We start from the raw sequence: 25,630 nt of genomic DNA, 5'->3' as shown, positions 1-25,630 counted from the left end.
GGCATCCGCCCCCTCCGACGAAGGAGCATCCATGACCCGCCGTATCCCCGCCGAGCTGCCCGAGCGCATCCAGCACTACATCGGCGGCCGTTTCGTCGACTCGGTCGACGGCGACACGTTCGACGTGCTCGACCCGGTGACGAACCAGACCTATGTCACGGCCGCCGCCGGCAAGAAGGCCGACATCGACCTCGCCGTCGAGGCCGCCCGCACGGCCTTCACCGACGGCCCGTGGCCGCGCATGCTCCCCCGCGAACGCTCGCGCGTGCTGCACCGCATCGCCGACCTCGTCGAGTCTCGCGACGAGCGCCTCGCGGAGCTCGAGTCGTTCGACTCGGGCCTGCCCATCACGCAGGCCCTCGGTCAGGCCCGCCGCGCCGCCGAGAACTTCCGGTTCTTCGCCGACCTGATCGTGGCCCAGACCGACGACGCCTTCAAGGTTCCCGGACGCCAGCTCAATTACGTCAACCGCAAGCCGATCGGTGTCGCCGGGCTCATCACGCCGTGGAACACCCCGTTCATGCTCGAGTCGTGGAAGCTCGGTCCGGCGCTCGCCACCGGCAACACCGTGGTGCTCAAGCCCGCGGAGTTCACCCCGCTCTCGGCATCCCTGTGGGCGGGCATCTTCGAAGAGGCGGGCCTGCCCGAGGGCGTGTTCAACCTCGTCAACGGCCTCGGCGAAGACGCCGGCGACGCGCTCGTGAAGCATCCCGATGTGCCGCTCATCTCGTTCACCGGTGAGAGCTCGACCGGGCAGCTCATCTTCGCCAACGCCGCGCCCTTCCTGAAGGGCCTGTCGATGGAGCTCGGCGGCAAGAGCCCCGCGATCGTCTTCGCCGACGCCGACCTGGACGCCGCCATCGACGCGACCATCTTCGGGGTCTTCTCACTCAACGGCGAGCGCTGCACCGCGGGCAGCCGCATCCTCGTGGAGCGCTCGGTGTACGACGACTTCGTACAGCGCTACGCCGCCCAGGCCGATCGCGTGAGGGTCGGCTACCCCGACGACCCCGCCACCGAGGTCGGGGCGCTCGTGCACCCCGAGCACTACGACAAGGTCATGTCGTACGTCGAGCTCGGCAAGAGCGAAGGGCGTCTCGTCGCCGGCGGCGGCCGCCCCGAGGGGTTCGCGGAGGGCAACTTCGTGCGGCCCACGGTGTTCGCCGACGTCGCACCCGACGCCCGCATCTTCCAGGAGGAGATCTTCGGCCCCGTCGTCGCGATCACTCCCTTCGACACCGACGACGAGGCCCTCGCCCTCGCGAACGACACGAGGTACGGCCTGGCCGCCTACGTCTGGACGAACGACCTGAAGCGCGCCCACCTGTTCGCGCAGAACGTCGAGGCGGGAATGGTGTGGCTCAACTCCAACAACGTCCGGGACCTCCGCACCCCCTTCGGCGGGGTGAAGGCCTCCGGTCTCGGTCACGAGGGCGGCTACCGCTCGATCGACTTCTACACCGACCAGCAGGCCGTGCACATCACGCTCGGCGGGGCCCACAACCCGACGTTCGGCAAGGCCCCGGGGCACTGAGCCCGGTCCGCGCGGCAGCTCGGCGGATCGCCTCGCCGCGCTGCCGACCAGATCACGTGACCTGGACGACATCACCGCCCTTGACGGGTGGGCTCGTCGTCGTCACGTGATCTCGACCGCCAACTCCGACCCCCGACGACAACCACGCAAGGACGCGAACAATGACGAAGCACACCGAAGAAGAGAAGACCTCATCCGGGTTCTGGGTGACCCAGGAGGCCCCGATCGTCTCCGACGACCCGATCCCCACCCCGAAGGCCCCCGCGCCCGACATCCTGCGCTGCGCGTACATGGAGCTGGTGGTCACCGACATCGCGGCATCCCGGGTCTTCTACGTCGACATCCTGGGACTGCACGTCACCGAAGAGGACGACGAGGCGATCTATCTGCGCTCCACCGAGGAGTTCATTCACCACAACCTGGTGCTCCGCCGGGGCGAGATCGCCGCCGTGGCCGCCTTCTCGTACCGGGTGCGCTCGGCGGAAGACCTCGACAGGGCTGTCGCCTTCTACGAGGAGCTCGGCTGCCACGTCCGCCGCGAGCCGAATGGCTTCACGAAAGGCATCGGCGATTCCGTCCGCGTGGTCGACCCGCTCGGTTTCCCGTACGAGTTCTTCTTCGACACCGAGCACCAGGAGCGCCTCTCGTGGCGCTACGACCTGCACTCCCCCGGTGAGCTCGTTCGCCTCGACCACTTCAACCAGATCACGCCCGACGTCCCCCGCGCGGTGAATTTCATGCAGTCGCTCGGGTTCCGCGTGACCGAGGACATCCAGGACGAAGAGGGCACCGTCTACGCCGCGTGGATGCGCCGCAAGCCCACCGTGCACGACACCGCGATGACCGGCGGCGACGGCCCCCGCATGCACCACGTGTGCTTCGCCACGCACGAGAAGCACAACATCCTCGCCATCTGCGACAAACTCGGCGCCCTCCGCCGATCCGACGCCATCGAGCGCGGCCCCGGCCGCCACGGCGTCTCGAACGCGTTCTACCTGTACCTGCGCGACCCCGACGGCCACCGCGTCGAGATCTACACGCAGGACTACTACACCGGCGACCCCGACAACCCCGTCATCACCTGGGACGTCCACGACAACCAGCGCCGCGACTGGTGGGGCAACCCCGTGGTCCCCAGCTGGTACACCGAGGGCTCGCTCGTGCTCGACCTCGACGGGAACCCGCAGCCGGTCCGCGCTCGCGAGGACTCGAGCGAGATGGCCGTCACGATCGGAGCCGACGGCTTCAGCTACACCCGTGCTCCGGAGGAGCCGGCATCCGCCCCCTCCGCCGAGTTCAAGCTCGGCAACCAGCTCTGACCGCGCCCGCTCCCCCGACGATGTCCCACTTATGGCTGCCTGAGCGCCCCCCAGCCGACCAGAAGTGGGACACGCTTCGCCAAAAGTGGGACGAGGTTCCGGAGACCGACCAAGGAGAACACATGCTCACCGACGCACAGATCGACGCGATCGCGGCCGAACTCGCCGAGGCCGACCGCGCCCACTCCGTCATCCCGCGCATCACGGCGAGATTCCCGGATGCCACGGTCGACGACTCGTACCGGATCCAGGGCCGCTGGCGCGATACGCAGCTCGCCGGCGGCCGCACGCTCGTCGGGCGCAAGATCGGCCTGACCTCGAAAGCGATGCAGCAGGCGACAGGGATCACGGAGCCCGACTACGGCGTGATGTTCGACGACACCGTCTACCGCTCGGGGGCCGAGATCCCGGTGGACCACTTCTCGAACGTCCGCGTCGAGGTCGAGCTCGCCTTCGTGCTCAAGACGCCGCTCGAAGGCCCCGAGTGCACGCTCGACGACGCCCTCGCCGCGATCGACTACGCCGTCCCCGCGCTCGAGGTCCTGAACTCGCACATCGAACTCGAGGGTCGCACGATCGTCGACACGATCAGCGACAACGCCGCCTACGGCGCCATGGTGCTCGGCGACGTGCACAAGCGTCCCGACGAGATCGACCTGCGCTGGGTTCCCGGCCTGCTGAGCCGTAACGGCGAGATCGAAGAGACCGGCGTCGCCGCGGGCGTCCTCGGCCACCCGGCCACCGGGGTCGCGTGGCTCGCGAACAAATTCCACCAGCACGGCGCGCGCCTGGAGGCGGGCGAGATCATCCTGGCAGGATCGTTCACGCGCCCGATGTGGGTGTCGCGGGGCGATGACGTCCTCTGCGACTACGGACCGATGGGAACGATCTCGTGCCGCTTCGTCTGACCCCGACCTTCCGCGCCGCCCTCGCGGCATCCGATCGTCCCCTGGCCGGGATGTGGCTGTGCACGGGGAATCCCGTCGTCGCGGAGATCGCCGCGGGCTCGGGCCTCGACTGGTTGCTGATCGACATGGAGCACTCCGCGACCTCGATCGAGCAGGTCCTCGGGCAACTGCAGGTGGCGGCGGCCTACCCGGTCACCCCGGTCGTACGCGTGCCGTCGAACGACCCGGTCACGATCAAGCGCGTGCTCGACGTGGGGGCGCAGAACCTCATCGTGCCGATGGTGTCGTCCGCCGCCGAAGCCCGCGCCGCGGTCGCCGCCACCCGCTACCCGCCCGACGGCATCCGGGGGGTGGGCAGCGCCCTGGCCCGCAGCGCCCGCTGGAACCGCGTCGACGGCTACCTCGCCGAAGCCGCCGACCAGGTCTCGCTCACCGTGCAGATCGAGACCGCCGCCGGCGTCGACGCCGCCGCCGACATCGCCGCAGTCGAGGGGGTGGATGCCGTCTTCGTCGGGCCCAGCGACCTCTCGGCGTCGATGGGCTTGCTGGGTCGGCAGACGCATCCCGACGTGGTGGCCGCGGTCCACCGCGTGTTCTCCGCGGTTCGGGATGCCGGCATCCCGGTGGGTGTGAACGCTTTCGACCCCGCGGTGGCCGACTCCTATCTCGACGCGGGAGCGGACTTCGTCGCGGTCGGTGCCGACGTGGCACTTCTCGCCCGGGCGTCCGAGGCGCTGGCGGCGCGGTTCGTCACCGCCCGCGCGCCGCAACGCGACAGCTACTGAGCGCGCGCCGTCCCGAGGGCCGCGAGCTCGGCCCGCGTGGAGACTCCCGCTTTTCGCAGCAGATTCGACACGTGGAACTTCGCGGTGTTCTCGCTGATCCCGAGGCGTTCGGCGATCGCGCGGTTGCGCGAGCCCGCCACGACGAGGCTGAGCACCTCGCTCTCTCGGGGGCTGAGATCCACCGCCTCGTCGAGGAAGTCGGGGCGCGGGGGCGGATCGAGCGGCAGCACGACCGACAGTTCGGAGCCCCAGCCGGGTGTCGAGGCGACGTCGAACGCGCCGTTGAGCGCGCTGACCCGCTCGACGATGGGCCCCAGCGAGTCGTCATGAGCGGTGAGCGTGCCCGCTCCGTCGTCGCGGATACCGATGAGCAGGTTCAGCCCGTCGCAGTCCCATTGGATGCGCACGCGGTGCGGAGTACCCCGGTCGAGCAGGGCGAGCACGGCGCTGCGGACGATCGCCCGGGCTTCGTGCGCGACCTCGCCCGGCAGGGCGCGCCCGGTCGCCGGCGGTTCGACGAACTGCACGTCGAGGTCGCCGTGCCGGACGAGTGGACGGAGGTCGGTGCGCAATCGGGCGAAGGCCCCGGTGACGGGTTCCAGCAGGGCGCTGCGCTGCTGATCGGTGGACGTCCGCAGGACGACGAGAGCGGCGGCCGCGGTCTCCACGGCGAGGGCGCGCGCGGCCCGGTCGTCGAGGCGCGTGGACCGCAGGATCGCCAGCACCGCTTCGAGCGTCAGGGCGTGGCGGTCGGCCTGCTCGGCGACGATGCGTTCGTGCTCGATGACGAGGGCGCGAGACGCAGGGGACGACAACTCGGCGGACGGCTTCACCCGCCCAAACCTAGTCCAGAGATGGCAACCTACCCGATCGGGTAGGTCGACCTGTGCCGTCGACCGGCCACGCGCTCCGCTCCCCCGGCGAAGCATGGAGCCATGACCTCCTCCGACGTCGGCATCGCGGCATCCCTCTCCCGTATCTCGGGGGAGCTGATCTCGGTCGTCGACCGCCTCGCGACCGGCGAAGCCCCGGACGACGTGCTCGAGGTGCTGGGCGGCGCCGACCGCGTGTTCGTCCTCGGCGCCGGCCGCTCGGGCCTCGCCCTGCAGATGACGGCGATGCGCCTCATGCACCTCGGCCTCGCGGTTCACGTCGTCGGTGAGACCACCGCACCCGCGATCCGCGCCGGCGACGTGCTGTTCACCGCCAGCGGCTCGGGGACGACGACCGGAATCGTCCGCGCCGTCGAGACGGCCGCCGAGGTCGGCGCACGCATCGTGGCGATCACCACCGCGCCCGACTCACCCCTCGGACGGGCGGCGGACGCCGTCGTCGTGGTGCCCGCCGCGACCAAGCTCGACCGCTCGGGCACAGCCTCCACCCAATACGCCGGCGGCCTGTTCGAGCAGGCCGTCGTGCTCGTCGGCGACGCGATCTTCGACGCGCTCTGGCAGCGCTCGGGCCTCTCGTCCGACGACCTGTGGCCCCGCCACGCGAATCTCGAATGACCCTCCACCCCGACAGTTAGGACCCCCGAATGAAGCTGCAGTTCGCCATGGACACCCTCACCACCGAGGCCGCCCTCGACCTCGCCGCCGCCGCGGCGCCGCACGTCGACATCCTCGAGCTCGGCACGCCCCTCATCAAGAGCGAGGGCCTGTCGGCCATCACCGCCATCAAGAAGGCGCACCCCGACAAGATCGTCTTCGCCGATCTGAAGACGATGGATGCCGGTGAGCTCGAGGCCGACATCGCCTTCGGCGCCGGAGCAGACCTCGTGACGGTGCTCGGCAGCGCCGGGGACAGCACGATCGTCGGAGCGGTCACCGCCGCCAAGAAGCATGGCAAGGGCGTGGTCGTCGACCTCATCGGGGTCGCCGACAAGCCGGCCCGCGCGAAGGAGGTCATCGCCCTCGGCGTCGAGTTCGTCGAGATGCACGCCGGACTCGACGAGCAGGCCGAGGAGGGCTTCACCTTCACCACGCTGCTGCGCGACGGAGAAGCCTCGGGCGTGCCGTTCTCGGTCGCCGGGGGCGTCAACGCGTCGAGCATCGCCGACGTGCAGAAGGCGGGCGCCCAGGTCGCCGTCGCCGGCAGCGCCATCTACAGCGCTCCCGATGTGCGCGCCGCCGCCGCCGCGCTCCGTGCCGCGATCGTCTGAGAGCCGCCGACATCCTCGAATCGACGACGGGCTGGGCGATCACCGGCCCGGCCCGTCGTCGTGTCGAGGGCCAGTCCTCGTTCTCGTGCTCGCGATCCCGAGCGACCGGTCTAGCGTGGAGCGGTGACGACTTTTCCGACTCTCAGGGCTCTCGCCGATCGCGCCTCGTTCTTCACCGCCCTCCGCCAGGACGCACTGGGCCAGGCGGCGGAACAGCTCGGCGACCACCGGTGGGACGTCGACCTCGCGACGGGGACGTTCGCGTTCTCGTCGACCACAGACCCGACCCGACGTTTCGTCTGCGGCGCGCACCTCATCGCGTCGATCGCCCCCGGTCCCCGCTCCGTGCTGTGGGGGTGGGCGCACCCCGCGGGAGGCGGCGATCAGGGTGTGGCCGCGCAGCTCCGCGCCTACGGCGAGGCCCACGGGATCGCCGAGCTCACCTCACCCGAGGTGCCGTTCCCCGCAGACGCCCCGGGCGACGCTGACTGGATCACTCAGGTCTCGCACGAGATCGCCGGAGCCGCCGTCGACATCACCGGCCGCTCGGCGTATTACTCCGCACCCTCGGGCGAATCCGGCACACGCGCGGTGCTGCTTCTCGATGCCCCGCTGCCCGCGCCCACCGTCGCCGAGGCGATGATCCGGATGCCGCGCATCATGTCGACCACGACGCCCGCCGATCCGCGCGCGGCCGTGTGGAACCTCGCGCGCTTGGCCGGGTGGACCATGACGTGGACCGACGACGCCTTCTCGGGCGCCGTCGTCACCGATTCCTCCGGCTCGGTCACCTTCGGCTTCGACGAGCAGGCGCGGGTCACGTCGATGAAGGCTTCCCTCGCCGGTACTGCCTGAGAACGCGAAAGGGCCGCGCCGGTACGGCGCGACCCTTTCGAACGGGAGTCAGTCCTCGTCGGCGTCGTCGTCTTCCTCGTCGTCGTCACCGATGATCTCGATGTCTTCGACCTCGAGCTCGGGCGTGAGCTGAACGTGCACGAGAGCATCGGGGAACGATGTCTGACCGGCGAACACCACGATGATCGCGTCGGCGAACACACCCACGCCGATGGCCTCGAGGTCGGTACGCAGGTCGACGTCGGCATCGAGCTCGTCGTCGTCGAGGGCGTCCTCGATGTCGCTCGAGATCTCCTCGACGATCGCGCGCCAGCGCTCCTCACCGACCGAGAGCACGTCTTTGAGGTTGCTCATGATCGCTTCGAGATCCGGCTCTTCGTCTTCGTCGATCTCGGGGTCGAGGTCGACCTCCACCTCGACGCCGGCGGCATCGAGGTGTCCGGACCCGATGACGCTGTCTTCGTCGATCTGGGCGTCTTCGAGCAGGCCGCTCTCGGTGACGCGGCGGAGGAGGTCGTTCAACACGGACTCAGTCATGAGAAAACCTTGCCACGTCGCGGGCACGCGCGCCTCCCCATTGCGCGCGACGCTCCGTCTGTTCAACCGGCGGCAGGCCGCGGTTCACCGTCAGGCGGCGGTCGCGCGCTCCGCGGCCTCGACGACGTTGGTCATCAGCAGGGCGACCGTCATGGGGCCGACTCCGCCCGGGTTGGGCGAGACGAAGCCGGCGACCTCGGCGACGTCGGGGTGCACGTCGCCATAGACGCGCGACTTCCCGGTCTCGGGATCGGTCTCGCGCGTGACACCCACGTCGAGCACCGCGGCGCCCGGCTTGACGTCGGCGGCGCGCACGATGTGCTTGACGCCCGCGGCGGCGACGATGACGTCGGCCTCGCGCAGGTGCTTCGCGAGGTCGGCGGTGCCGGTGTGGGTGAGGGTCACCGTCGCGTTGATCTCGCGGCGCGTCAGGAGCAGCCCGATCGAGCGACCGATTGTCACGCCGCGGCCGACGACGACGACCTCCTTGCCCTTCAGGTCGTAGCCGCCTCGCAGCAGCAGTTCGATGACCCCGCGCGGCGTGCAGGGAAGCGGCGTGAGGATCGGCGCATTGACGTTGAGCACGAGACGGCCGAGGTTGGTGGGGTGGAGGCCGTCGGCATCCTTCGCCGGATCGATCCGCTCGAGGATCGCGTCGGTGTCGAGGTGCTTCGGCAGCGGCAGCTGCACGATGTAGCCGTGGCACGCGGGGTCGGCGTTGAGGCGGTCGATGACCGCTTCGACCTCGTCCTGGGTCGCCTCGGCCGGCAGCTCGACCTGGATCGAGTTCATGCCGATCGCCTCGGACTGCTTGTGCTTCATGCCGACGTACAGCTGCGACGCCGGGTCGGCACCGACGAGGACCGTCGCGATGCCCGGGACGACGCCCCTCTCGCGGAGCGCTGCGACGCGCTCGGCGAGCTCCGCCTTGATCGCCGCCGACGCGGCCTTACCGTCGAGGATCGTCGCCGTCATGGCATCCCTCTTTCTTGAGTATCGATCGGGGTCGTGCGGGCGAGGAATCGCACGCATAAACGCTGTTCGGTCGCAGAAACGCGCTCTCCCCGCGTTTATGTGCGCGAATCGCGTTTATGCGGGGGTGGGGCGGGCCGGGCACCCGTCCGACACCGCCGGGTCGTCGCCGCGGGCGCCCCGGGCCGGTGAGATCCGCTGTCACGCATAAACGCTCCTCGGTCGCATAAACGCTCACTCCCCGCGTTTATGTGCGCGAATCGCGTTTATGCGGGGAGGGGGCCGGCCGGGCTCGGCGCCCGACGTCGCGATGATGGCCGGTGGATGCCGAGACCCGCCCCGGTGAGGACGGACGGGCCGGATGCCGGGACGGGGCCGCACGCGCGACGCCCGCCCCGGCCGGACTCACTGCTGCAGGTCGGGGTAGAGCGGGAAGGCCTCGGCGAGCTTCGCCACACGCGCGCGCAGGGCCTCGACGTCGGCGCCGGGGATCAGCGCGAGCGCGATGATGTCGGCCACCTCGGTGAACTCGGTGTCGCCGAAGCCGCGGGTCGCGAGCGCGGGGGTGCCGATGCGCAGGCCCGAGGTCACCATCGGCGGACGGGGGTCGTTCGGCACGGCGTTGCGGTTGACCGTGATGTGGATGTCGTGCAGCAGGTCTTCGGCCTGCTTGCCGTCGATCTCGGCTTCGCGCAGGTCGACGAGCACGAGGTGCACGTCGGTGCCGCCCGAGCGCACGGCGATGCCGGCGTTCTTGACATCGTCCTGCGTGAGGCGGTCGGCGAGGATCGAGGCCCCGCGCAGGGTGCGCTCCTGGCGCTCCTTGAACTCCGGCGTGAGAGCCAGCTTGAACGCCGTCGCCTTGGCGGCGATGACGTGCATGAGCGGACCGCCCTGCTGGCCGGGGAAGACCGCGGTGTTGATCTTCTTGGCGAGATCGGCGTCGTTGGTCAGGATGAGGCCCGAGCGGGGACCGCCGATCGTCTTGTGCACGGTGGTCGACACGACGTGCGCGTGCGGGATGGGTGAGGGGTGCACGCCCGCGGCGACGAGGCCGGCGAAGTGCGCCATGTCGACCCAGAGAAGGGCCCCGACCTCGTCGGCGATCGCGCGGAAGGCGGCGAAGTCGAGCTGGCGCGGGTAGGCCGACCAGCCGGCGATGATGACCTTCGGCTTGTGCTCGAGGGCGAGGCGGCGCACCTCGTCCATGTCGATGATGCTGGTCTCGGGGTCGACGCCGTAGGCGACGATGTCGTACAGGCGGCCCGAGAAGTTGATCTTCATGCCGTGGGTCAGGTGACCGCCCTGGTCGAGGGCGAGACCGAGCAGCGTGTCGCCGGGGCGGGCGATCGCGTGCAGCACGGCGGCGTTGGCCGAGGCGCCGGAGTGCGGCTGGACGTTGGCGAACTCGGCACCGAACAGGGTCTTCGCCCGCTCGATCGCGAGTGACTCGGCGACGTCGACCTCTTCGCAGCCGCCGTAGTAGCGACGTCCGGGGTAGCCCTCGGCGTACTTGTTGGTCAGCACCGAGCCCTGCGACTGCAGCACCGACACGGGCACGAAGTTCTCGGAGGCGATCATCTCGAGGAACCCGCGCTGGCGGTTGAGCTCGCGCTCGAGGACCTCGGCGATCTCGGGGTCGACCTCGGAGAGGGGGGCGTTGAAGTACGGATCGGTCATGCGATCTCCTTGACGATGGTTCCGGATGCCGCGGGCTCGGCGAGCCCGCGTAGATACCGCATCGACCCAGGCGTGCGGTCGAATACCGTCAAGCGGTCGCTCCCCGGTGGTTCCCCACCTCAACGCCAGTCGCGACGGTGCCACTTTAGCGGGTAAACCCTTCGCGGCTCCGCGTGTCTCGGCATCCACCGTTCCTCCACAGGAACTCCCCGCCCGCGCGGTCGACTCGACGCCGAGGCATTGCGGATGCCGGAGCCCGGGGCCCGCGTAAAATGAGGGAGTGACCGACTCCCGCAACGTCCGCGCCCAGGCGCCCCTCGCTCCCGGCATGCGCCCCCGGCCGTCGGCGCTGGAGATGGCGAGCGTCGTCTGCGGCCTGTTCGCCTTCGTGACGCTGGCCATCTGGGGCTTCCTCGCCTGGCCGTTCCCCGGGAACATCATCGCCGGCATCGGCGCCCCGGCGCTCGCGATCCTCGTGTGGGCTCTCTTCGTCTCGCCGCGGGCTGTGCTCGCCGTGCACCCCTTCGTGCGGGCGCTCGTCGAGCTGTTCGTCTACGCCGCCGCCACCGTCGCGTGGTGGAGCATGGGCCAGGCCTGGATCGGCCTGATCTTCGCGATCGTCGCCGTCGTCCTCGGCGCGCTGAACGGCCGACGGCGCCTGGCATGACGGCGGACGAGACGGCGCACTCTGCGCCGTCCGTGCACCCCCGGAGCGCGGCCGACCAGACTCTCGCGCTGCTCCGAGCAGACCTCGGCCCGCGCGTCGACACCAACCCCACCGCCCTCGAGGCGGCCCGCGCCGACAAGTCGGGACATGCGGCCGAGGGCACCCCGCTCGCCGTCGTTCACGCGGTATCCGTCGCCGACGTCCAGACGGTGATGCGCATCGCCACCGCCACCCGCACCCCGGTCGTCCCCCGCGGAGCCGGCACCGGACTCGCGGGCGGAGCCAACACCGGCGGCGGCGAGATCAGCCTCTCGGTGCGCGGCATGGATCGCGTGCTCGAGGTCCGCCCCGACGACCTGTTGGCCGTGGTCGAACCCGGAATCCTGAACGCCGAACTCAATGCCCTGCTCGAACCGCACGGCGTGTGGTGGGCCCCCGATCCCGCGAGCCGGGCCATCTCGACGGTCGGCGGCAACATCGCCACGGGCGCCGGTGGCCTGCTCTGCGCGAAGTACGGCGTCGTGCGCGATGCGGTACTGGGCGTCGACGTCGTCCTCGCCGACGGGCGCCTCATGCACTTCGGCCACCGGAGCGTCAAGGGCGTCACCGGACTCGACCTCACCTCCCTCATCATCGGATCCGAGGGGACCCTCGGGGTCGTCGTGGGCGCCACCCTCAAGCTCCGCCGCCTCGTCGAGGGCGAGCGCGTCACCCTCACGGCGCTGTTCGACGGTGTCCGCGCCGCCGCCGTCGCATCCGCCGCGGTCACGGCCTCGGGGGTGCAGCCCGCGATCATGGAGCTGATGGATGCCACGAGCCTCGCGGCCGCGCACCGCCTGCTGTCTCTTCCGGCACCTCCCGAGGGCGCAGCGCAGCTGACCATCCAGACCGACGGCCCCGTCGCCACCGACGAGGCGTCCGCGATCGCCGAGATCCTGCGCGAGGCGGGCGGCGCCGTCGCCGTGGCCGCGGACGCCGCCGAGGGCGAGGCGCTGCTGGCCGTCCGCCGCGCGATGCATCCCGCGATGGAGACGCTCGGCACGACCCTCATCGAGGACGTCTCGGTCCCCCGCAGCGCTCTGCCCGACATGTTCGACGAGATCGCCCGGATCGAGCGGGAGTTCGGACTCGTCATCCCCGCCGTCGCGCACGCCGGCGACGGCAACCTGCACCCGAACTTCGTCTTCGAGGGCCCCGAGGTGCCGCCAGTGGTCTGGGAGGCGGCCGAAGAACTGTTCCGCGCCGCCCTCGCGCTCGGCGGAACCCTCACCGGGGAGCACGGGATCGGCGTGCTGAAGCGGCGCTGGTTGATCGACGAGCTGGGCGACGACCAGTGGAAGCTGCAACGCGACATCGCGCACGCCTTCGACCCGCTCGGCATCCTGAACCCGGGCAAGGTCTTCGGCCCCTGACCTCCGCGTCGTTCTCGGCCGTTATGGCCGCGTCGCGCCATCGACGTGATCAGACCGTGATATTGCTCAGGGCGTATGCGCAACATCCACTCGTAGCATAGGAAGACTGACTATCGGGGGGTTTGACTCATGACCGACGGCGCACCTGGCACCGACGGCGCAACCTACGCCTGGGCACCGCCCGAGCCGACGAAGCGCAAGAACCGTTCCGGCCTCTGGATCGGCATCCCCGCCGGCGCGACGGCCGTGGCTCTCATCGCCGCCTCGCTCGTGCTGATCGCTCCCGGAGCCTCGGTCGCGGGCGTGCAGATCGGCGGTCTCACCGCCGGTGCCGCCGCCCAGGCGATCTCGAACCGCCTGGCCGAGACCGCCATCACCGTCGACTCCCCCGCCGGCGCTGTCACCGTCACGGGAGCCGACCTCGGCGCGACCGTCGACGCAGCCGCCCTCGCCGACAAGGCCTTCGCCGACAACCCCATGTGGAAGCCCGCTTCGTGGTTCCCCGAGGGCACCGGCGTGCAGGTGCAGGTGAACGCCGACGAGGCCGCCACCGCGCTGAAGAACCGCGCCCCCGGCACCTACCGTGCGCCCGTCGACGCCTCCATCGCGTACGACGCGGGCTCGCAGGCGTACGTCGCCACCCCCGCCGAAGCCGGCGAAGGCATCGACGTCGCCGCCGTGACCGCGGCCCTGCAGTCCGCGTTCGACGCGGGTCAGAGCAGCGCGACCGTCACCGCGAGCCTCGTGCCCGTCGACGCCCCCGTCTCGACCGATGAGGCCGGCGCCGCCGTCGCCACGCTCAACGGCATCCTCGACTCGGTCGGCTTCTACGTCGGCGAAGAGCGCACCGTCCCCGTCGACCGCGCCACCGCCGCCTCGTGGCTCACCGTCACCCCCGACGGCAAGGGCGACTTCGCCATCTCGGCCGACACCGCCGCGATCCAATCCGCCGTCGCGGGCCTGCCCGGGGCTGTCGACCGCGCCCCCGTCAACGCCGACGTGATCGTCGACACCGGCGGAGAAGTCATCAAGGCCCTCACCGAGGGCCAGACCGGCCGCGCGCTCGGCGACACCAGCGGAGTGGCCGCAGCCTTCGCGAAGCAGCTCGCCGAAGGCAACGGGCGGTACGCCCTCCCCGTCACCGAGACGGCGTTCGACACCACCAAGACCGAGCGCCGCATCGACGTCAACCTCAGCACGCAGACCACGACGCTCTGGCAGAACGGCGAGGTGTACCGCACGTACACGATCTCGTCGGGCGCGGGCGACCACGCGACCCACACCGGCAATTTCCGTATCGGCTGGAAGACCCCGATGCAGGACATGGGCTGCGTTCCCGGGTACGACTACTGCACCAAGGACGTGCCCTGGGTCGCGTACTTCAACGGCGACGAGGGTTTCCATGGAACCTACTGGCACAACAACTTCGGAACGCCGATGAGCCACGGCTGCATCAACATGACGATCCCGCAGGCCAAAGAGCTGTACGACTGGGCCTACCGCGGCACCGAGGTCTCGGTCCACTACTGAGCCCGGGTCCCCAAGAGGGGCGGATGCCGATCGGCATCCGCCCCTCTTCGTTTCCCCCGGTGCGTCTCGTACCTGCGTGAGCGGCCCGGCTTCCGGGGCGCCCGTGGCGCGTGAGGGGCCAAGAATCGTCGCCTGGGGCCGGGCCGGGCGACGATTTCTGGCCACTCACGCGAACGGAAGAGGGGCGGATGCCAACGGCATCCGCCCCTCTTCCGTTCTCAGGCTCAGCGCAGGGCGTCGACCACGGCGTTCAGCGTGGCCGAGGGGCGCATGACCTTCTCGACGAGCTCCGCGTTCGGTCGGTAGTACCCGCCGATCTCGGCGTGGTGCCCCTGGACGGCGTTGAGCTCGGCGACGATCGTCTGCTCCGACGTTTCCAGCTTCTCGGCGACCGGGGCGAACACCCGGGCCAGGTCGGCGTCCGTCGACTGCTGCGCCAGCTCCTGCGCCCAGTACAGGGCGAGGTAGAAGTGGCTGCCGCGGTTGTCGATCGTGCCGAGGGCACGGCCGGGCGACTTGTCGTTCTCGAGGAACGTGCCGGTCGCGGCGTCGAGGGTCTGCGCGAGCACGCGGGCGCGCTCGTTGCCCGTGGTGTCGGCGAGGTGCTCGAGCGAGGCCGCGAGGGCGAAGAACTCACCCAGCGAATCCCAGCGGAGGTAGTCCTCCTCGACGAGCTGCTGCACGTGCTTGGGAGCCGAGCCGCCGGCGCCGGTCTCGAACAGGCCGCCGCCCGCGAGCAGCGGAACGATCGAGAGCATCTTGGCGCTCGTGCCCACCTCGAGGATCGGGAACAGGTCGGTCAGATAGTCGCGCAGCACGTTGCCGGTGACCGAGATGGTGTCCTCTCCGCGGCGGATGCGCTCGAGCGAGTAGGTCGTCGCTGCGGCCGGCGCGAGGATCTCGATCGTGAGACCCTCGGTGTCGTGGTCGGCGAGGTACTCGTGCACCTTGGCGATGAGGTTGCGGTCGTGCGCGCGGGTCTCATCGAGCCAGAACACGGCGGGAACGCCGGCGGCGCGGGCGCGCGTGACGGCGAGCTTCACCCAGTCGCGGACCGCGACGTCCTTCGTCTGGGTCGCGCGCCAGACGTCGCCGGCGTCGACCTCGTGCTCGAGCAGCACGTCGCCGTTCGAGGCGACGACCTGCACGCGGCCGGGGGCCGGGATCTCGAACGTCTTGTCGTGGCTGCCGTACTCCTCGGCCGCCTGCGCCATGAGGCCCACGTTGGGGACCGAACCGATGGTGGCCGGGTCGAGCGGGCCGTTCGCGATGACGTCGTCGATGGTCGCCTGATACACACCGGCGTACGACGAGTCGGGGATGACGGCGAGAGTGTCGTCCTCTCCCCCGTCGGCACCCCACAGCTTGCCGCCGTTGCGGATGAGCGCGGGCATCGAGGCATCCACGATGACGTCGGAGGGCACGTGCAGGTTCGTGATGCCCTTGTCGCTGTTGACATACGACAGACGGGGCCCGGATGCCAGGGCCTCACGGATCTCGGAGGCGATGGCGTCGCCGCCCTCGACGTTCGACAGACCGGCGAGGATCGAGCCGAGGCCGTCGTTGGGGGTGAGCCCCGCCGCCGCGAGAGCGTCGCCGTGACGGTCGAAGACGTCGGCGAAGAACGCCTTCACCACGTGACCGAAGATGATCGGGTCGCTGACCTTCATCATCGTGGCCTTCAGGTGCACCGAGTAGAGCATGTCGTCGGCCTTCGCCTGCGCCAGCGTGTCGGCGAGGAACGCGTCGAGGGCCGCAGCCGAAAGGAACGTGGCATCCACGATCTCGCCCTGGAGGACTTTCAGCCCCTCCTTGAGCGTCTTCGTGGTGCCGTCGGCGGCCACGTGCTGGATCGTGAGCACGTCGTCGTCGGCGAGGACGACCGACTTCTCGTTCGAGCGGAAGTCGTCGTGACCGAGCGTGGCGACACGGGTCTTCGAGCCCTCGGCGAACGCCTTGTTGCGGTGGGGGTGCTTCTTGGCGTAGTTCTTCACCGCGAGCGGGGCGCGGCGGTCGCTATTGCCCTCGCGCAGCACGGGGTTCACGGCGGAGCCCTTGATGCGGTCGTAGCGCGCGCGCACGTCTTTGTCTTCGACGCTCGACGCCTCGTCCGGGTAGTCCGGGATGTCGTAGCCCTGCGACTGGAGCTCGGCGATCGCGGCCTTCAGCTGCGGGATGGATGCCGAGATGTTCGGCAGCTTGATGATGTTCGCTTCGGGGAGCGTGGCGAGCCCGCCGAGCTCGGCGAGAGCGTCGCCGACCTGCTGCTCGGGCGTGAGGCGCTGCGGGAAGGCCGCGAGGATGCGGCCGGCGAGCGAGATGTCGCGGGTTTCGACGTCGACACCCGCCTGCTTGGTGACGGCCTGCACGATGGGCAGGAACGACGCGGTGGCGAGAGCCGGCGCCTCGTCGGTGTACGTGTAAATGATGGTGGAATCGGGCACGTCAGATCTCTCCGTAGAGGCGGCCAGGGTTGCGTTTCAGCCTATCGCACGTGGGCAAAGTCTCTTGATGTCGAGATAGTTCTCGGCATCCCTCCGCCGTCTGGAGAGGACTTCTCAGCCCCGGATGCCGTGCTCTCGCGCGGTCTGCGGGTGCCCCAGGCTCTCGCGGGGGACGTCGACCGCCCGCGCCCAGCCGGGGCCGTCGACGACGACGCCACGAGCGACGAGGTCGTCGATGGCGGCATCCACCTCTCGGGCGATCTCGGGCGCGACCTCTCCCCCGACCACCATCGACACGATGACGCGGCTGAGATCGTTCACCGTGCGCGTCGTGAGGACGACGACCGCCTGCATCGAGAGGGGTCCGACACGGGTGGTGAGCAGGGACAGACCGGTCCCGTTGAAGAGTGTTTCGGCGAGGAAGCTGCCACGTTCGTAGACGGTGAGCGTCTCTCCCGTCGCACCCGGGTTCGCGTGGGCCGCTCGCTCCGGCGCGGCACGCAGGTGCGCGCGCTGCAGAGCCTGCTCGAACGCGAGCAGAGCGGCATCCTGAACGCCTTGCGGAACGTGCACCGTGCAGGACAGGGCGATCCGGTGACGCCCCGCGCTCGTCTCGGGCGCTCGCAGGGGCCGGTCAGCATCGTGCACCCGCCCAGCGTATGCACAGGTGACGAGAACCGCATGCGACGGCATGCGATCTTGGGGGCGGGGTCGGGGTGCCGCTAGCCTGGGCCCATGGCTGACCTGCGTCTCGTCGAACTGTCCGCCGCCACGATCGTGGCCGTGAACACCCTGTCGCTCAAGCCCGGGCAGGAGCAGTTCCTCGCGCCGGTCAGTTACGGCATCGCGGCGACCGTCAGCAACCCGCAGACGTCGTGGCAGCGCGTCGTGCTCGACGGCGACGAGGTCGTCGGCTTCGTCAGCGCGAACTTCGACCCCGAGGCGCACGAGGAGCACTTCCGCTCGGTGCTGTGGCGCATCAACGTCGACGCCGACGAGCAGGGTCGCGGTGTCGGCAGCTACGCCATCGCCGCTGTGCTCGAAGAGGCCCGCGGCCGCGGCATGGACCACGTCGACGTCATCTACGAGCCCGGCGTCGGCGGCCCCGAGGCCTTCTTCCAGCGCGTGGGGTTCGAGCCCGTCGGCGAGACGGAGTACGGCGAGGTCATCGCTCGCGCACGGGTGTAAGACCCGGCGCGGGCGCGGCGTCGCGGTCGCGCGGCGTTGCGTTGGCGTTGCAACAGATTCGGATTCAGGCAACAGATTCGGCTCTTTATCGGCTTCGTCGTCCGTATCTGTTGCAGCGATCCGATTCTGTTTAATCGCCACTCCTCCTCCCCAGGATGCGGATCGACGGTCCCCTGCACATCTGCCCCGGCTCGGCGCATCCTCCTCTGCTCGGTGGAGCAGGGTGGGCCCATGGACATCGCCGAGTGGGTGACAGCGCGCGGCGGCATCGTGCACCGTCAGCAGATCCTGGATGCCGGGATCCCGGCCAGTCGACTGCGCGCAACCATCACGCGGGGCGAGGTCGACCGAGTCAGGCGATACTGGGTTACGACGAAGAACGCCCCCGCCGCTCTCGTCGGCGCCGCCCAGGCTTCCGGCAGGCTCGCATGCGTCAGCGCCGCCTCCGTGCGTGGCTGGTGGATCCCCGAGGGAGTCGATTCGTCGCTTCACGTCGCGGTGAAACCTGACGGCCACGCTCCGCCCGCCGACGTCGTCACGCACTGGTCGGCTCCTCTCGTGCCGTTGCCCGCACATCACCTCATCGAGTCGGTTCCCGACTGTCTCGAGCACGTCGCAAGCTGTCTTCCGTTCGAGCAGGCCCTGATCGTGTGGGAATCGGCGCTGCGGCACGAACGCCTGCACCCCGACGCCGTCGCGAAGATGTCATGGCGGACTCCCGCATCGAGGCGATTGGCCTCGATCGCGACGGGGCGGTCGGACTCCGGGCTCGAGACGATCTTCGTGGTGCGCCTGTCCCCCTGGGGCGTGTCGGTGCGCCAGCAGGTGCTCATCGCTGGCCACCGCGTCGATGTTCTGATCGGTGACCGTCTCGTCGTTCAGCTCGACGGTTTCGCCTATCACTCGACTCCTCAGGACCGGCAGCGCGATCTCGCCCACGATCGCGAGTTGATCGCCCGCGGCTACACCGTGCTGCGCTTCAGCTATCGCGACGTGGTGACGGACTGGGCCAGCGTGGAGCGCACGCTCTCGACGGTGATCGCTCAGGGGCTGCATCTCGCGCGATGACCGGGAGGAAGCGGCACCACCCCGTCTCACGGAGACCAACGGATGCGGATGAGTGCAACGGATTCGGACGCTTCGGGTCTGCCGATCCGAATCTGGTGCAAACCTCCGAATTCGTTGCCCGCGCGGCGTGCGGCCGTGCGAAGTGCGAGCAGGCCCCGCGCCGCTCCGCGGCCGGCGGGATCACCCCATGCACGCGAACAGATTCGGCGCCAAGCAACGGATTCGGGGCAGAATCAGCATTGCATCCGAATCCCCTGCACTCGTCCGAATCCGCTGGCGACCCGGACGGCGGGGCGGCCCCCGGTGGGCCCGCAGGAACACGGATGCCACGCCCCCGAGAGGACGTGGCATCCGGTGTGCACTGCCGGTCAGACGAGGGACTCGCGCCAGGCGGCGTGCAGTTGGGCGAACTTGCCCGTCCCCGCGATGAGCGCGGCGGGAGTGTCGTCCTCGATGATGCGGCCGTGCTCCATCACCAGGACGCGGTCGGCGATCGCCACCGTGGACAGGCGGTGGGCGATGATGATGGCCGTGCGGTCGGCGAGGAGCGTCTGCAGCGCGTTCTGGATCTGGCGCTCGCTCGGGATGTCGAGCGAAGCCGTGGCCTCGTCGAGGATCAGAACGGCCGGGTCTGCCAGGAACGCGCGGGCGAACGAGATCAGCTGACGCTGACCCGCCGAGACGCGGCCACCGCGCTTGTTCACGTCGGTGTCGTAGCCGTCGGGCAGCTTCGAGATGAACGCGTCGGCCCCCACAGCGCGGGCGGCGGCGCGGATCTCGTCCATCGTGGCATCCGGCTTTCCGAGGGCGATGTTGTCGGCCACGGTTCCGCTGAACAGGTAGGCCTCCTGCGTGACCATGACGATCGCGCGACGCAGATCTTTCGGGTGCAGACGGCGCAGGTCGACGTCGTCGAGGGTCACGGCCCCCTTCGAGGGGTCGTAGAACCGCGAGACCAGCTTCGCCAGCGTCGACTTTCCGGCACCCGTCGTACCGACGAGGGCGACCGTCTGCCCGGCCGGGAGGTCGAGCGAGAAGTGCGGCAGGATGACGCGGTCGTCGGAGTACCCGAAGGTCACATCGTCGAAGCGCACGTGGCCCTTCGCGGTCCACAGGTCGACGGGGTCGGTCGGGTCGGGAACCGTCGGCTCCTCTTCCAGAACCCCCGAGACCTTCTCGAGCGCCGCTGTCGCCGATTGGTAGGAGTTGAGAAAGAAGGCGACTTCCTGCAGAGGCGAGAAGAAGTTGCGCACGTACAGCACCGCCGCGGTGAGCACGCCGATCTCGAGGGGCCCGGCGATCACACGGCCGCCGCCCCAGAGCAGAACGACGGCGACCGAGACCGCGGCGACCGCCATGATCCCGGGCTCGAAGGTGCCGAAGAGCTTGATCGAGCGCATGTTGACGTCGCGGTAGTCGGCGGCGAGCTTGCCGAACTCCTGGTCGTTGCGGGGTTCTTTGCGGAACGCCTTAACGGCGCGGATGCCGGTCATCGACTCGACGAACTTCACGATCACCTGCGCGCTGATCACGCGCGATTCGCGGTAGATGACCTGCGAGCGCGAGTAGAACCAACGCATGAGCAGGTACATCGGGATCCCCATGACGGTCAGGATCAGACCCGACTGCCAGTCGATGAGGAACAGGGCGCCGAGGGTGAACAGTCCGTAGAGGACACCCGAGACGAGTTCGTTCAGACCGCCGTCGAGCAACTCGCGGATCGTGTCGAGGTCGCTCGTCTGACGCGAGATGATGCGGCCCGAGGTGTAGGACTCGTGGAACTCGAGGCTCAGCTTCTGCGTGTGCAGGAAGATTCGCTTGCGGAGGTCGAGCATGACGGCCTGGGTGAGGCGCGCAGCGACGACCACGTACCACCCGATGAGGACGGCACCGCCGATGCCCGCGAGCAGGTACACGCCGACGACGCCGATGGTCGGCATCCAGTCCGATCGCTCGATGACGGCCGGCAGGGCGTTGTCGATGCCGAAGGCGATCAGCGCGGGCCCGGCGACGCGCAGAGCGGTCGACACGACGAGAACGGCACCGGCCAGGACGAGCTGCCAGCGCAGGGGGGACACGAGCGTGCCGAGGAGGCGCAGCGAACGCTGGCGGATCGACCGGCTCTCATCGCGCGTGTAATCGGAGCGGTCTTCGCCGCTGGTTCCGGAGACGGTGGCGGTGCTCATCGGGTCGCCTCCTTATCGGCGAGGGCATCGTCGGTGATGACGGGGATGGCCCCGGTGCGGGCTTCGCGTTCGGCCTGTTCGGCCTCTTCGAGACTCGAGATCACGTAACGGTAGTGGTCGCTTTCGCGCAGCAGATCGGAGTGCGTGCCGACCGCGGTGATGCGCCCCTCTTCCAGAAGGGCGACCCGGTCGGCGAGGGTGACCGTCGACGGGCGGTGCGCGACGACCAGGGCGGTCGTCTCGCTGAGGACCTCTCGCAGGGCGTCCTCGACGAGCGCCTCGGTGTCGACATCGAGAGCCGACAGCGGATCGTCGAGCACGAGCACGGCCGGGCGCGCGGCGACGGCACGCGCGAGGGCGAGACGCTGACGCTGTCCGCCGGAGAGGCTGAGCCCCTCTTCACCGATGACGGTGTCGAGTCCGTCGGGCAGGTCGTAGACGAACTGGGCCTGGGCGACCTGCAGTGCTTCGCGCAGGATCTCGTCGGCTTCGTCCGAACCGGGCGTCAGGTCTTCTCGACCCAGCAGCACGTTGTCGCGCACAGTCTGCGAGAACAGCGTCGCGTCTTCGAACGCCATACCGACGTGACGCCGCAGTTCGGCGAGCGTGAGGTCGCGCACATCGACGCCGTCGATCAGCACGCGTCCGCCGGTGACGTCGTACAGGCGGCCGGGGAGGGTCGTCAGCGTCGTCTTGCCCGAACCTGTCAGGCCCACGAGCGCCATCGTCTCGCCCGGGTGCAGCACCAGGTCGACTCCGTCGAGCAGGTCGCGCTCGGTGTCCGCGGCATCCTGGTACCGGAAATGGGCGTTCTCGAAGGTGAGCTCCCCGCGGGGTTCAGCGATGCTGCGCGGGTTCTCGGGATCGACGATGGTGTTCTGCTCGTCGAACACCTCGAAGATGCGGTCGGTCGCCGTGCGCGCGTCGAGCAGGAACGAGAAGAGGAAGCCGATCGACTCCATCGGCCACCGCAGCACGGTCGCCATCGCGAAGAACGCGACGAGCTCCGGTACCTGCAGCTGACCCAGCTGCGTCAGGACGATGCCCGCGCCCAGGCAGACCGCGAACGCGATGTCGGGCAGCAGCACCAGCCAGAACCAGATCCACCCGACCGCGCGGGCCTTGTCGATCTCGGTCTCGCGCAGCGACTCCGCCTGGCGGGTGAACTTCTTCAGGGCGTGCGCACCGCGGCCGAAAGCCTTGAGGACGCGAATACCGTGGACGCTCTCTTCTACGGACGTGGCGAGGTCTCCGGCCTGGTCCTGGCTCTGGCGGGTCAGCGCGCCGTAGCGCTTCTCGAAGCGGAATCCGACATAGATCACGGGCGCCGAGGTGACGAGGAACAGCGCGCCGAGCAGCCAGTGCCAGCGGAAGAGCAGCACGGCGCCGATGGCGATCGTCAGCATGTTGACGACGAGGAGGATGACGCCGAAGGCCAGCCAGCGGCGGAGCATGCTGATGTCCTGCATCATGCGCGAGAGCAACTGACCGGATTGCCACCGGTCGTGGAACGCGACCGGCAGGCGTTGCAAGCGCGAGTAGAACGACTGGCGGAGGTCGTATTCGACCTTCGTCGCCGGCGCGAGCACGAACCAGCGCCGCAGCCACACCATCGCGGCCTCGGCGAGACCGAGAGCGAGCACGGCGAGCGACCCCCACACCAGGGCAGCGGGATCGAGCGAGGCGATGGGGCCGGCGACGATCTGCTCGAGAACCAGCGGGATCGCGAGCGCCAGGAGGCTCGCAATGAGGGCGGTCACGGCACCCGCGATGAGACGCGGGAGCACCGGCCGGGCGATGGGGAGAAGCCGCGCGAGCGCGCGCGGTGTCGAAAGACGGGGCGGAGGCGAAGAGGGAGTCATGATCCTCGTGGGGTCGAAGCGGGCGCCGGGATCGGGCGCGGAAAGGGATGCCCGGGGGGGCGCGACGACATTCGTCGATCGGGGCGGAGCGGAGCGCCGGAGCGCGGACGCGGAGCCCTAGGGGCGTCGGCCGAGTCGTGCAGCGGCGGAGGGCGCGGCGGCAACCGGTGCGACGGGGGCGTCGATCTGGTCCATGGCATCCTCCTTGTTCGGTGAAGCTTCCGCGGGGGGACGGCAGCCCTCCAGAATATCCCTGAGAAAACGCTGGAGGCAAGAGCGTCTTGTGACGACGGGCCGATCAGACGGCGGATTCGCGTTCCAGCAAGCTTTCTTTGACATGCGTGCCCCAGGCGAAACCGCCCATCGTCCCGTCGCCACGCAGCACGCGGTGACAGGGCACGAAGAGCGCCACCGCGTTTCGGGCGCAGATGGAAGCCGCTGCCCGCACGGCCGACGGCGAGCCGAGCGCCGCGGCGAAGCCCGTGTAGGTGAGGGGCGTGCCCACCGCGATCGCTCGCAGCGCCTCCCACCCGGCGAGCTGGAGGGGCGTCCCCCACTGCGAGACCACGACGGAGTCGATCGCGGCGAGGTCGCCGCCGTAGTACCTGCGCACGGCCTCGGCCGCCGAAGTGTCGCCCGCGCGAATGTCGGTGGGACGCCGTTCGGGGCGAAGTCGCGCAAGGACGGCCTCGGTGTCGTCGGTCCAGCCGGACACGAGCACCCGATCGGCCTCATCGGCGAGGATCGCGAACGGCCCGTCGGGGGTCTCGACGAACTGGAGGGTGGCAGCGGTCATGCGAGGTTCTCGCTCTCTGTCTCGGGGGCGGGTGAGGAGGGCAGGACGATGTCGGCGCGGAGGCGGGGGCCTCGCCGGCGGGCCGGCGCCGCGGAGACCACCGCCGCGGACTCCGCCGGCGCGCGCCAGGCCTGCGTCACCGGTGCGGCGTACCAGTAGTGCGCCATCGCGTAACTGCGCCACGGAGCCAGTCGCTGGGACCAGCTCGTGAAACCTGCCGGATCGGAGGGCAGGCCGAGGGCCGCCGCACCGGCGCGGGCCGCCACGTCTCCGGGGAGGAGGACGTCCGGATCGCCGAGCACGCGCATCCGCACGTAGTCGGCGGTCCACGGACCGATCCCCCGCATCGACAGGAGCCGCTCCCGTTGCTCGGCGCCGTCATCGCCGGCGCCGAGCTCGAGGCTGCCGTCGGCCAGTGCCGCCGCGGTCTCGACGATCGCCCGCATGCGTGCGGCGGGGCCACGCAAGACTTCGAGCCCGCGCTCGGCGATCACGGCAGGCGAGGGGAAGAGCGTGAACGGCCGGGGACCGACGGCGGTCTGCTCGCCGAGTTCGGCGGTCAAACGCCCCTGCATCGTCCGAGCCGAGGCGACGCTGATCTGCTGCCCGATCATGGCGCGGAGCAGCATCTCGCCGGAATCGATCGCCCCGGGCACCCTGACGCCCGGAATCGCGGCGACGGCGGGGGCGAGCTCGGGATGCCGGGCGAGGGCCTCGTCGATCGCGAGCGGATCGGCGTCGAGGTCGAACAGCCGCCGGACCCGGGCGATGAGAGTACCCAGGTCGGCCAGCGCTGAAAGCCGGGCGCGCAGGCGGAGACGTCCGTCGTCGGCGAGGCGCACCTCGAACCACGCCGGCCCCGCCGGAAGACGCGCGACCCGCGCGAACGAACGGTCGTCGCCCTCTTCGACACCGGGGATCGCGTGGGCCCTCATCCATCCGAACAGACCGATCGTGTCGATGGGGCCGCGAACGGGGAGAGCGAGGTCGATCTCGCCCGCCGAGGCTTCGACTCCCGAGTCGGGCGAGCGCCGCGCGCGGAGGTCGCGCGGCGGCATGCCGAACACCTCCCCGATGGTGTCGGTGAACTGTCGGACGCTCGAGAACCCGGCCGAGAAAGCGACGTCAGCCGACGACAGATCGGTGCCGACGAGCAACGCGCGGGCCGTGTGGGCCCGGTGGGCACGGGCGAGGGAGAGAGGACCGGCCCCCAGCTCCGCGGTGAGCAGGCGCGTGAGATGACGCGAGGAATAGCCCAATCGGCGGGCGAGTCCCGGAACCCCTTCGCGATCGACGACGCCGTCGGCGATGAGACGCATGGCGCGCGCCACGACGTCACCGCGGACGTCCCACAGGGGCGAACCGGGGGCAGCCTCGGGCAGACACCTCTTGCAGGCGCGGTAACCCGCTTCGTGCGCGGCCGCCGAGGTGGCGTAGAACGTGACGTTCTCTTCTTTGGGCGTGCGCGCGGGGCAGCTCGGACGACAGTAGATGCGCGTGGACCGGACCGCGGTGACGAACTGCCCGTCGAAGCGGCGGTCGCGCGATTGGATCACGCGATAGCGCTCGGCGAAGCCCGGAAGCTCGGAGACGGTGGTGGTCATGGCATCCACCCTGCCATCGACCTCCGACATCGGCTGGCGGAAATCGGACACGGCCGTGGGTCCCGTTTCGACCATCCGTCCTGCTCGCCCCGTCGAGGCGCAACCCCCGTGCGATGTCGGAG

General features: G+C 69.9%; 22 protein-coding genes and 1 riboswitch. Of the genes, 12 read left to right on the top strand and 10 right to left on the bottom strand.

The features are described 5' to 3' along the window. The first annotated feature begins 31 nt into the window (after positions 1-31). From hpaE to NE358_RS03670, 4 genes are all read left to right on the top strand, one after another. Positions 32-1,534 carry a 5-carboxymethyl-2-hydroxymuconate semialdehyde dehydrogenase gene (gene hpaE, locus NE358_RS03685; protein ID WP_289941599.1) on the top strand — a complete coding sequence of 501 codons (1,503 nt, stop codon included), beginning with the start codon at positions 32-34 and terminating at the stop codon, positions 1,532-1,534. Positions 1,535-1,695: 161 nt separating this feature from the next. Continuing rightward, complete coding sequence (gene hpaD, locus NE358_RS03680; RefSeq protein ID WP_103206586.1) at positions 1,696-2,853, top strand: 3,4-dihydroxyphenylacetate 2,3-dioxygenase; 1,158 nt, start codon at positions 1,696-1,698, stop codon at positions 2,851-2,853. Positions 2,854-2,975: 122 nt separating this feature from the next. Then, positions 2,976-3,761 (top strand): fumarylacetoacetate hydrolase family protein, encoded by a 786-nt coding sequence (locus NE358_RS03675; protein WP_289941595.1) that lies wholly within the window; start codon positions 2,976-2,978, stop codon positions 3,759-3,761. Beyond that, complete coding sequence (locus tag NE358_RS03670; RefSeq protein ID WP_103206588.1) at positions 3,746-4,546, top strand: HpcH/HpaI aldolase family protein; 801 nt, start codon at positions 3,746-3,748, stop codon at positions 4,544-4,546. Before NE358_RS03675 ends, NE358_RS03670 begins: the two co-directional genes overlap by 16 nt. Here NE358_RS03670 and NE358_RS03665 read toward each other — a convergent pair. Further along, a complete protein-coding gene (locus NE358_RS03665; protein WP_258027860.1) occupies positions 4,540-5,379 on the bottom strand; it encodes a helix-turn-helix transcriptional regulator in 840 nt (279 codons plus the stop codon). The two genes, NE358_RS03670 and NE358_RS03665, sit on opposite strands and share 7 nt — an antisense overlap. A gap of 102 nt (positions 5,380-5,481) precedes the next feature. Here NE358_RS03665 and hxlB point away from each other — a divergent pair, with 102 nt between their 5' ends. The 3 genes from hxlB (at position 5,482) to NE358_RS03650 (ending at position 7,562) form a co-directional block, all read left to right on the top strand. Further along, positions 5,482-6,054: a 6-phospho-3-hexuloisomerase gene (gene hxlB, locus NE358_RS03660; protein ID WP_289941591.1), complete on the top strand. Its 573-nt coding sequence runs from the start codon at positions 5,482-5,484 to the stop codon at positions 6,052-6,054. 29 nt (positions 6,055-6,083) lie between these two features. After that, on the top strand, positions 6,084-6,707 hold the full coding sequence (hxlA, locus tag NE358_RS03655) for a 3-hexulose-6-phosphate synthase (protein ID WP_289941589.1): 624 nt from the start codon (positions 6,084-6,086) through the stop codon (positions 6,705-6,707). A 123-nt stretch (positions 6,708-6,830) separates the two neighbouring features. Then, positions 6,831-7,562, top strand: a complete 732-nt coding sequence (locus NE358_RS03650) for a DUF6882 domain-containing protein (protein WP_103206592.1) — start codon at positions 6,831-6,833, stop codon at positions 7,560-7,562. 48 nt (positions 7,563-7,610) lie between these two features. Here NE358_RS03650 and NE358_RS03645 read toward each other — a convergent pair whose 3' ends face one another. The 3 genes from NE358_RS03645 to glyA form a co-directional block, all read right to left on the bottom strand. Then, on the bottom strand, positions 7,611-8,099 hold the full coding sequence (locus NE358_RS03645; RefSeq protein WP_103206593.1) for a cytochrome C5: 489 nt from the start codon (positions 8,097-8,099) through the stop codon (positions 7,611-7,613). Positions 8,100-8,189: 90 nt separating this feature from the next. After that, positions 8,190-9,074 (bottom strand): bifunctional methylenetetrahydrofolate dehydrogenase/methenyltetrahydrofolate cyclohydrolase, encoded by an 885-nt coding sequence (locus NE358_RS03640; RefSeq protein ID WP_289941586.1) that lies wholly within the window; start codon positions 9,072-9,074, stop codon positions 8,190-8,192. 402 nt (positions 9,075-9,476) lie between these two features. Further along, entirely contained in the window at positions 9,477-10,751 is a 1,275-nt protein-coding gene (gene glyA / locus NE358_RS03635; protein WP_103206595.1) for a serine hydroxymethyltransferase, read from the bottom strand. Between the two features lie 57 nt (positions 10,752-10,808). Further along, a riboswitch (ZMP/ZTP riboswitch) is annotated at positions 10,809-10,894 on the bottom strand. Positions 10,895-11,031: 137 nt separating this feature from the next. Between glyA and NE358_RS03630 the strand changes: the two genes are divergently transcribed. From NE358_RS03630 to NE358_RS03620, 3 genes are all read left to right on the top strand, one after another. Further along, positions 11,032-11,418 carry a YrdB family protein gene (locus tag NE358_RS03630; protein WP_258027861.1) on the top strand — a complete coding sequence of 129 codons (387 nt, stop codon included), beginning with the start codon at positions 11,032-11,034 and terminating at the stop codon, positions 11,416-11,418. Continuing rightward, entirely contained in the window at positions 11,415-12,830 is a 1,416-nt protein-coding gene (locus NE358_RS03625) for an FAD-binding oxidoreductase (RefSeq protein ID WP_103206596.1), read from the top strand. Before NE358_RS03630 ends, NE358_RS03625 begins: the two co-directional genes overlap by 4 nt. 129 nt (positions 12,831-12,959) lie before the next feature. After that, complete coding sequence (locus NE358_RS03620; protein ID WP_103206597.1) at positions 12,960-14,360, top strand: L,D-transpeptidase family protein; 1,401 nt, start codon at positions 12,960-12,962, stop codon at positions 14,358-14,360. 224 nt (positions 14,361-14,584) lie between these two features. Here NE358_RS03620 and NE358_RS03615 read toward each other — a convergent pair whose 3' ends face one another. Both NE358_RS03615 and NE358_RS03610 read right to left on the bottom strand, forming a co-directional pair. Further along, complete coding sequence (locus NE358_RS03615; RefSeq protein ID WP_289941577.1) at positions 14,585-16,804, bottom strand: NADP-dependent isocitrate dehydrogenase; 2,220 nt, start codon at positions 16,802-16,804, stop codon at positions 14,585-14,587. Between the two features lie 114 nt (positions 16,805-16,918). Beyond that, positions 16,919-17,452, bottom strand: coding sequence for a hypothetical protein (locus tag NE358_RS03610; RefSeq protein ID WP_141375247.1), 534 nt, complete (start codon positions 17,450-17,452; stop codon positions 16,919-16,921). A gap of 87 nt (positions 17,453-17,539) precedes the next feature. Here NE358_RS03610 and NE358_RS03605 point away from each other — a divergent pair, with 87 nt between their 5' ends. Both NE358_RS03605 and NE358_RS03600 read left to right on the top strand, forming a co-directional pair. After that, complete coding sequence (locus NE358_RS03605) at positions 17,540-17,992, top strand: GNAT family N-acetyltransferase (RefSeq protein ID WP_116238571.1); 453 nt, start codon at positions 17,540-17,542, stop codon at positions 17,990-17,992. Between the two features lie 231 nt (positions 17,993-18,223). Further along, positions 18,224-19,060, top strand: a complete 837-nt coding sequence (locus tag NE358_RS03600) for a PDDEXK-like endonuclease domain-containing protein (RefSeq protein WP_289941574.1) — start codon at positions 18,224-18,226, stop codon at positions 19,058-19,060. A 368-nt stretch (positions 19,061-19,428) separates the two neighbouring features. Here the strand turns inward: NE358_RS03600 and NE358_RS03595 are convergent, their stop codons facing one another. The 4 genes from NE358_RS03595 to NE358_RS03580 all read right to left on the bottom strand — a co-directional run bounded on the left by NE358_RS03595 (position 19,429) and on the right by NE358_RS03580 (position 25,583). Continuing rightward, positions 19,429-21,246, bottom strand: coding sequence for an ABC transporter ATP-binding protein (locus NE358_RS03595; RefSeq protein ID WP_103206602.1), 1,818 nt, complete (start codon positions 21,244-21,246; stop codon positions 19,429-19,431). After that, entirely contained in the window at positions 21,243-23,108 is a 1,866-nt protein-coding gene (locus NE358_RS03590) for an ABC transporter ATP-binding protein (protein WP_103206603.1), read from the bottom strand. The genes NE358_RS03595 and NE358_RS03590 overlap by 4 nt, the downstream gene beginning before the upstream one ends. A 298-nt stretch (positions 23,109-23,406) precedes the next feature. Then, on the bottom strand, positions 23,407-23,904 hold the full coding sequence (locus NE358_RS03585; RefSeq protein WP_103206604.1) for a methylated-DNA--[protein]-cysteine S-methyltransferase: 498 nt from the start codon (positions 23,902-23,904) through the stop codon (positions 23,407-23,409). Beyond that, positions 23,901-25,583, bottom strand: coding sequence for an AlkA N-terminal domain-containing protein (locus NE358_RS03580; RefSeq protein WP_499318279.1), 1,683 nt, complete (start codon positions 25,581-25,583; stop codon positions 23,901-23,903). Before NE358_RS03580 ends, NE358_RS03585 begins: the two co-directional genes overlap by 4 nt. Positions 25,584-25,630 lie beyond the last annotated feature (47 nt).

It is taken from the genome of Sphingomonas sp. G5 (genome assembly GCF_052660795.1).
This window is presented reverse-complemented; position numbering and strand designations above follow the sequence as displayed.

Bases quoted from the DNA above. Each gene is read 5' to 3' on its own strand.
- NE358_RS03600 (WP_289941574.1), top strand. From the start codon at position 18,224: ATGGACATCGCCGAGTGGGTGACAGCGCGCGGCGGCATCGTGCACCGT.
- glyA (WP_103206595.1), bottom strand. From the start codon at position 10,751: ATGACCGATCCGTACTTCAACGCCCCCCTCTCCGAGGTCGACCCCGAG.
- NE358_RS03595 (WP_103206602.1), bottom strand. From the start codon at position 21,246: ATGAGCACCGCCACCGTCTCCGGAACCAGCGGCGAAGACCGCTCCGAT.
- NE358_RS03675 (WP_289941595.1), top strand. From the start codon at position 2,976: ATGCTCACCGACGCACAGATCGACGCGATCGCGGCCGAACTCGCCGAG.
- NE358_RS03620 (WP_103206597.1), top strand. From the start codon at position 12,960: ATGACCGACGGCGCACCTGGCACCGACGGCGCAACCTACGCCTGGGCA.
- hxlA (WP_289941589.1), top strand. From the start codon at position 6,084: ATGAAGCTGCAGTTCGCCATGGACACCCTCACCACCGAGGCCGCCCTC.
- NE358_RS03605 (WP_116238571.1), top strand. From the start codon at position 17,540: ATGGCTGACCTGCGTCTCGTCGAACTGTCCGCCGCCACGATCGTGGCC.
- NE358_RS03625 (WP_103206596.1), top strand. From the start codon at position 11,415: ATGACGGCGGACGAGACGGCGCACTCTGCGCCGTCCGTGCACCCCCGG.
- NE358_RS03585 (WP_103206604.1), bottom strand. From the start codon at position 23,904: ATGACCGCTGCCACCCTCCAGTTCGTCGAGACCCCCGACGGGCCGTTC.
- NE358_RS03640 (WP_289941586.1), bottom strand. From the start codon at position 9,074: ATGACGGCGACGATCCTCGACGGTAAGGCCGCGTCGGCGGCGATCAAG.
- NE358_RS03590 (WP_103206603.1), bottom strand. From the start codon at position 23,108: ATGACTCCCTCTTCGCCTCCGCCCCGTCTTTCGACACCGCGCGCGCTC.
- hpaD (WP_103206586.1), top strand. From the start codon at position 1,696: ATGACGAAGCACACCGAAGAAGAGAAGACCTCATCCGGGTTCTGGGTG.
- NE358_RS03580 (WP_499318279.1), bottom strand. From the start codon at position 25,583: ATGGTCGAAACGGGACCCACGGCCGTGTCCGATTTCCGCCAGCCGATG.
- hpaE (WP_289941599.1), top strand. From the start codon at position 32: ATGACCCGCCGTATCCCCGCCGAGCTGCCCGAGCGCATCCAGCACTAC.
- hxlB (WP_289941591.1), top strand. From the start codon at position 5,482: ATGACCTCCTCCGACGTCGGCATCGCGGCATCCCTCTCCCGTATCTCG.
- NE358_RS03645 (WP_103206593.1), bottom strand. From the start codon at position 8,099: ATGACTGAGTCCGTGTTGAACGACCTCCTCCGCCGCGTCACCGAGAGC.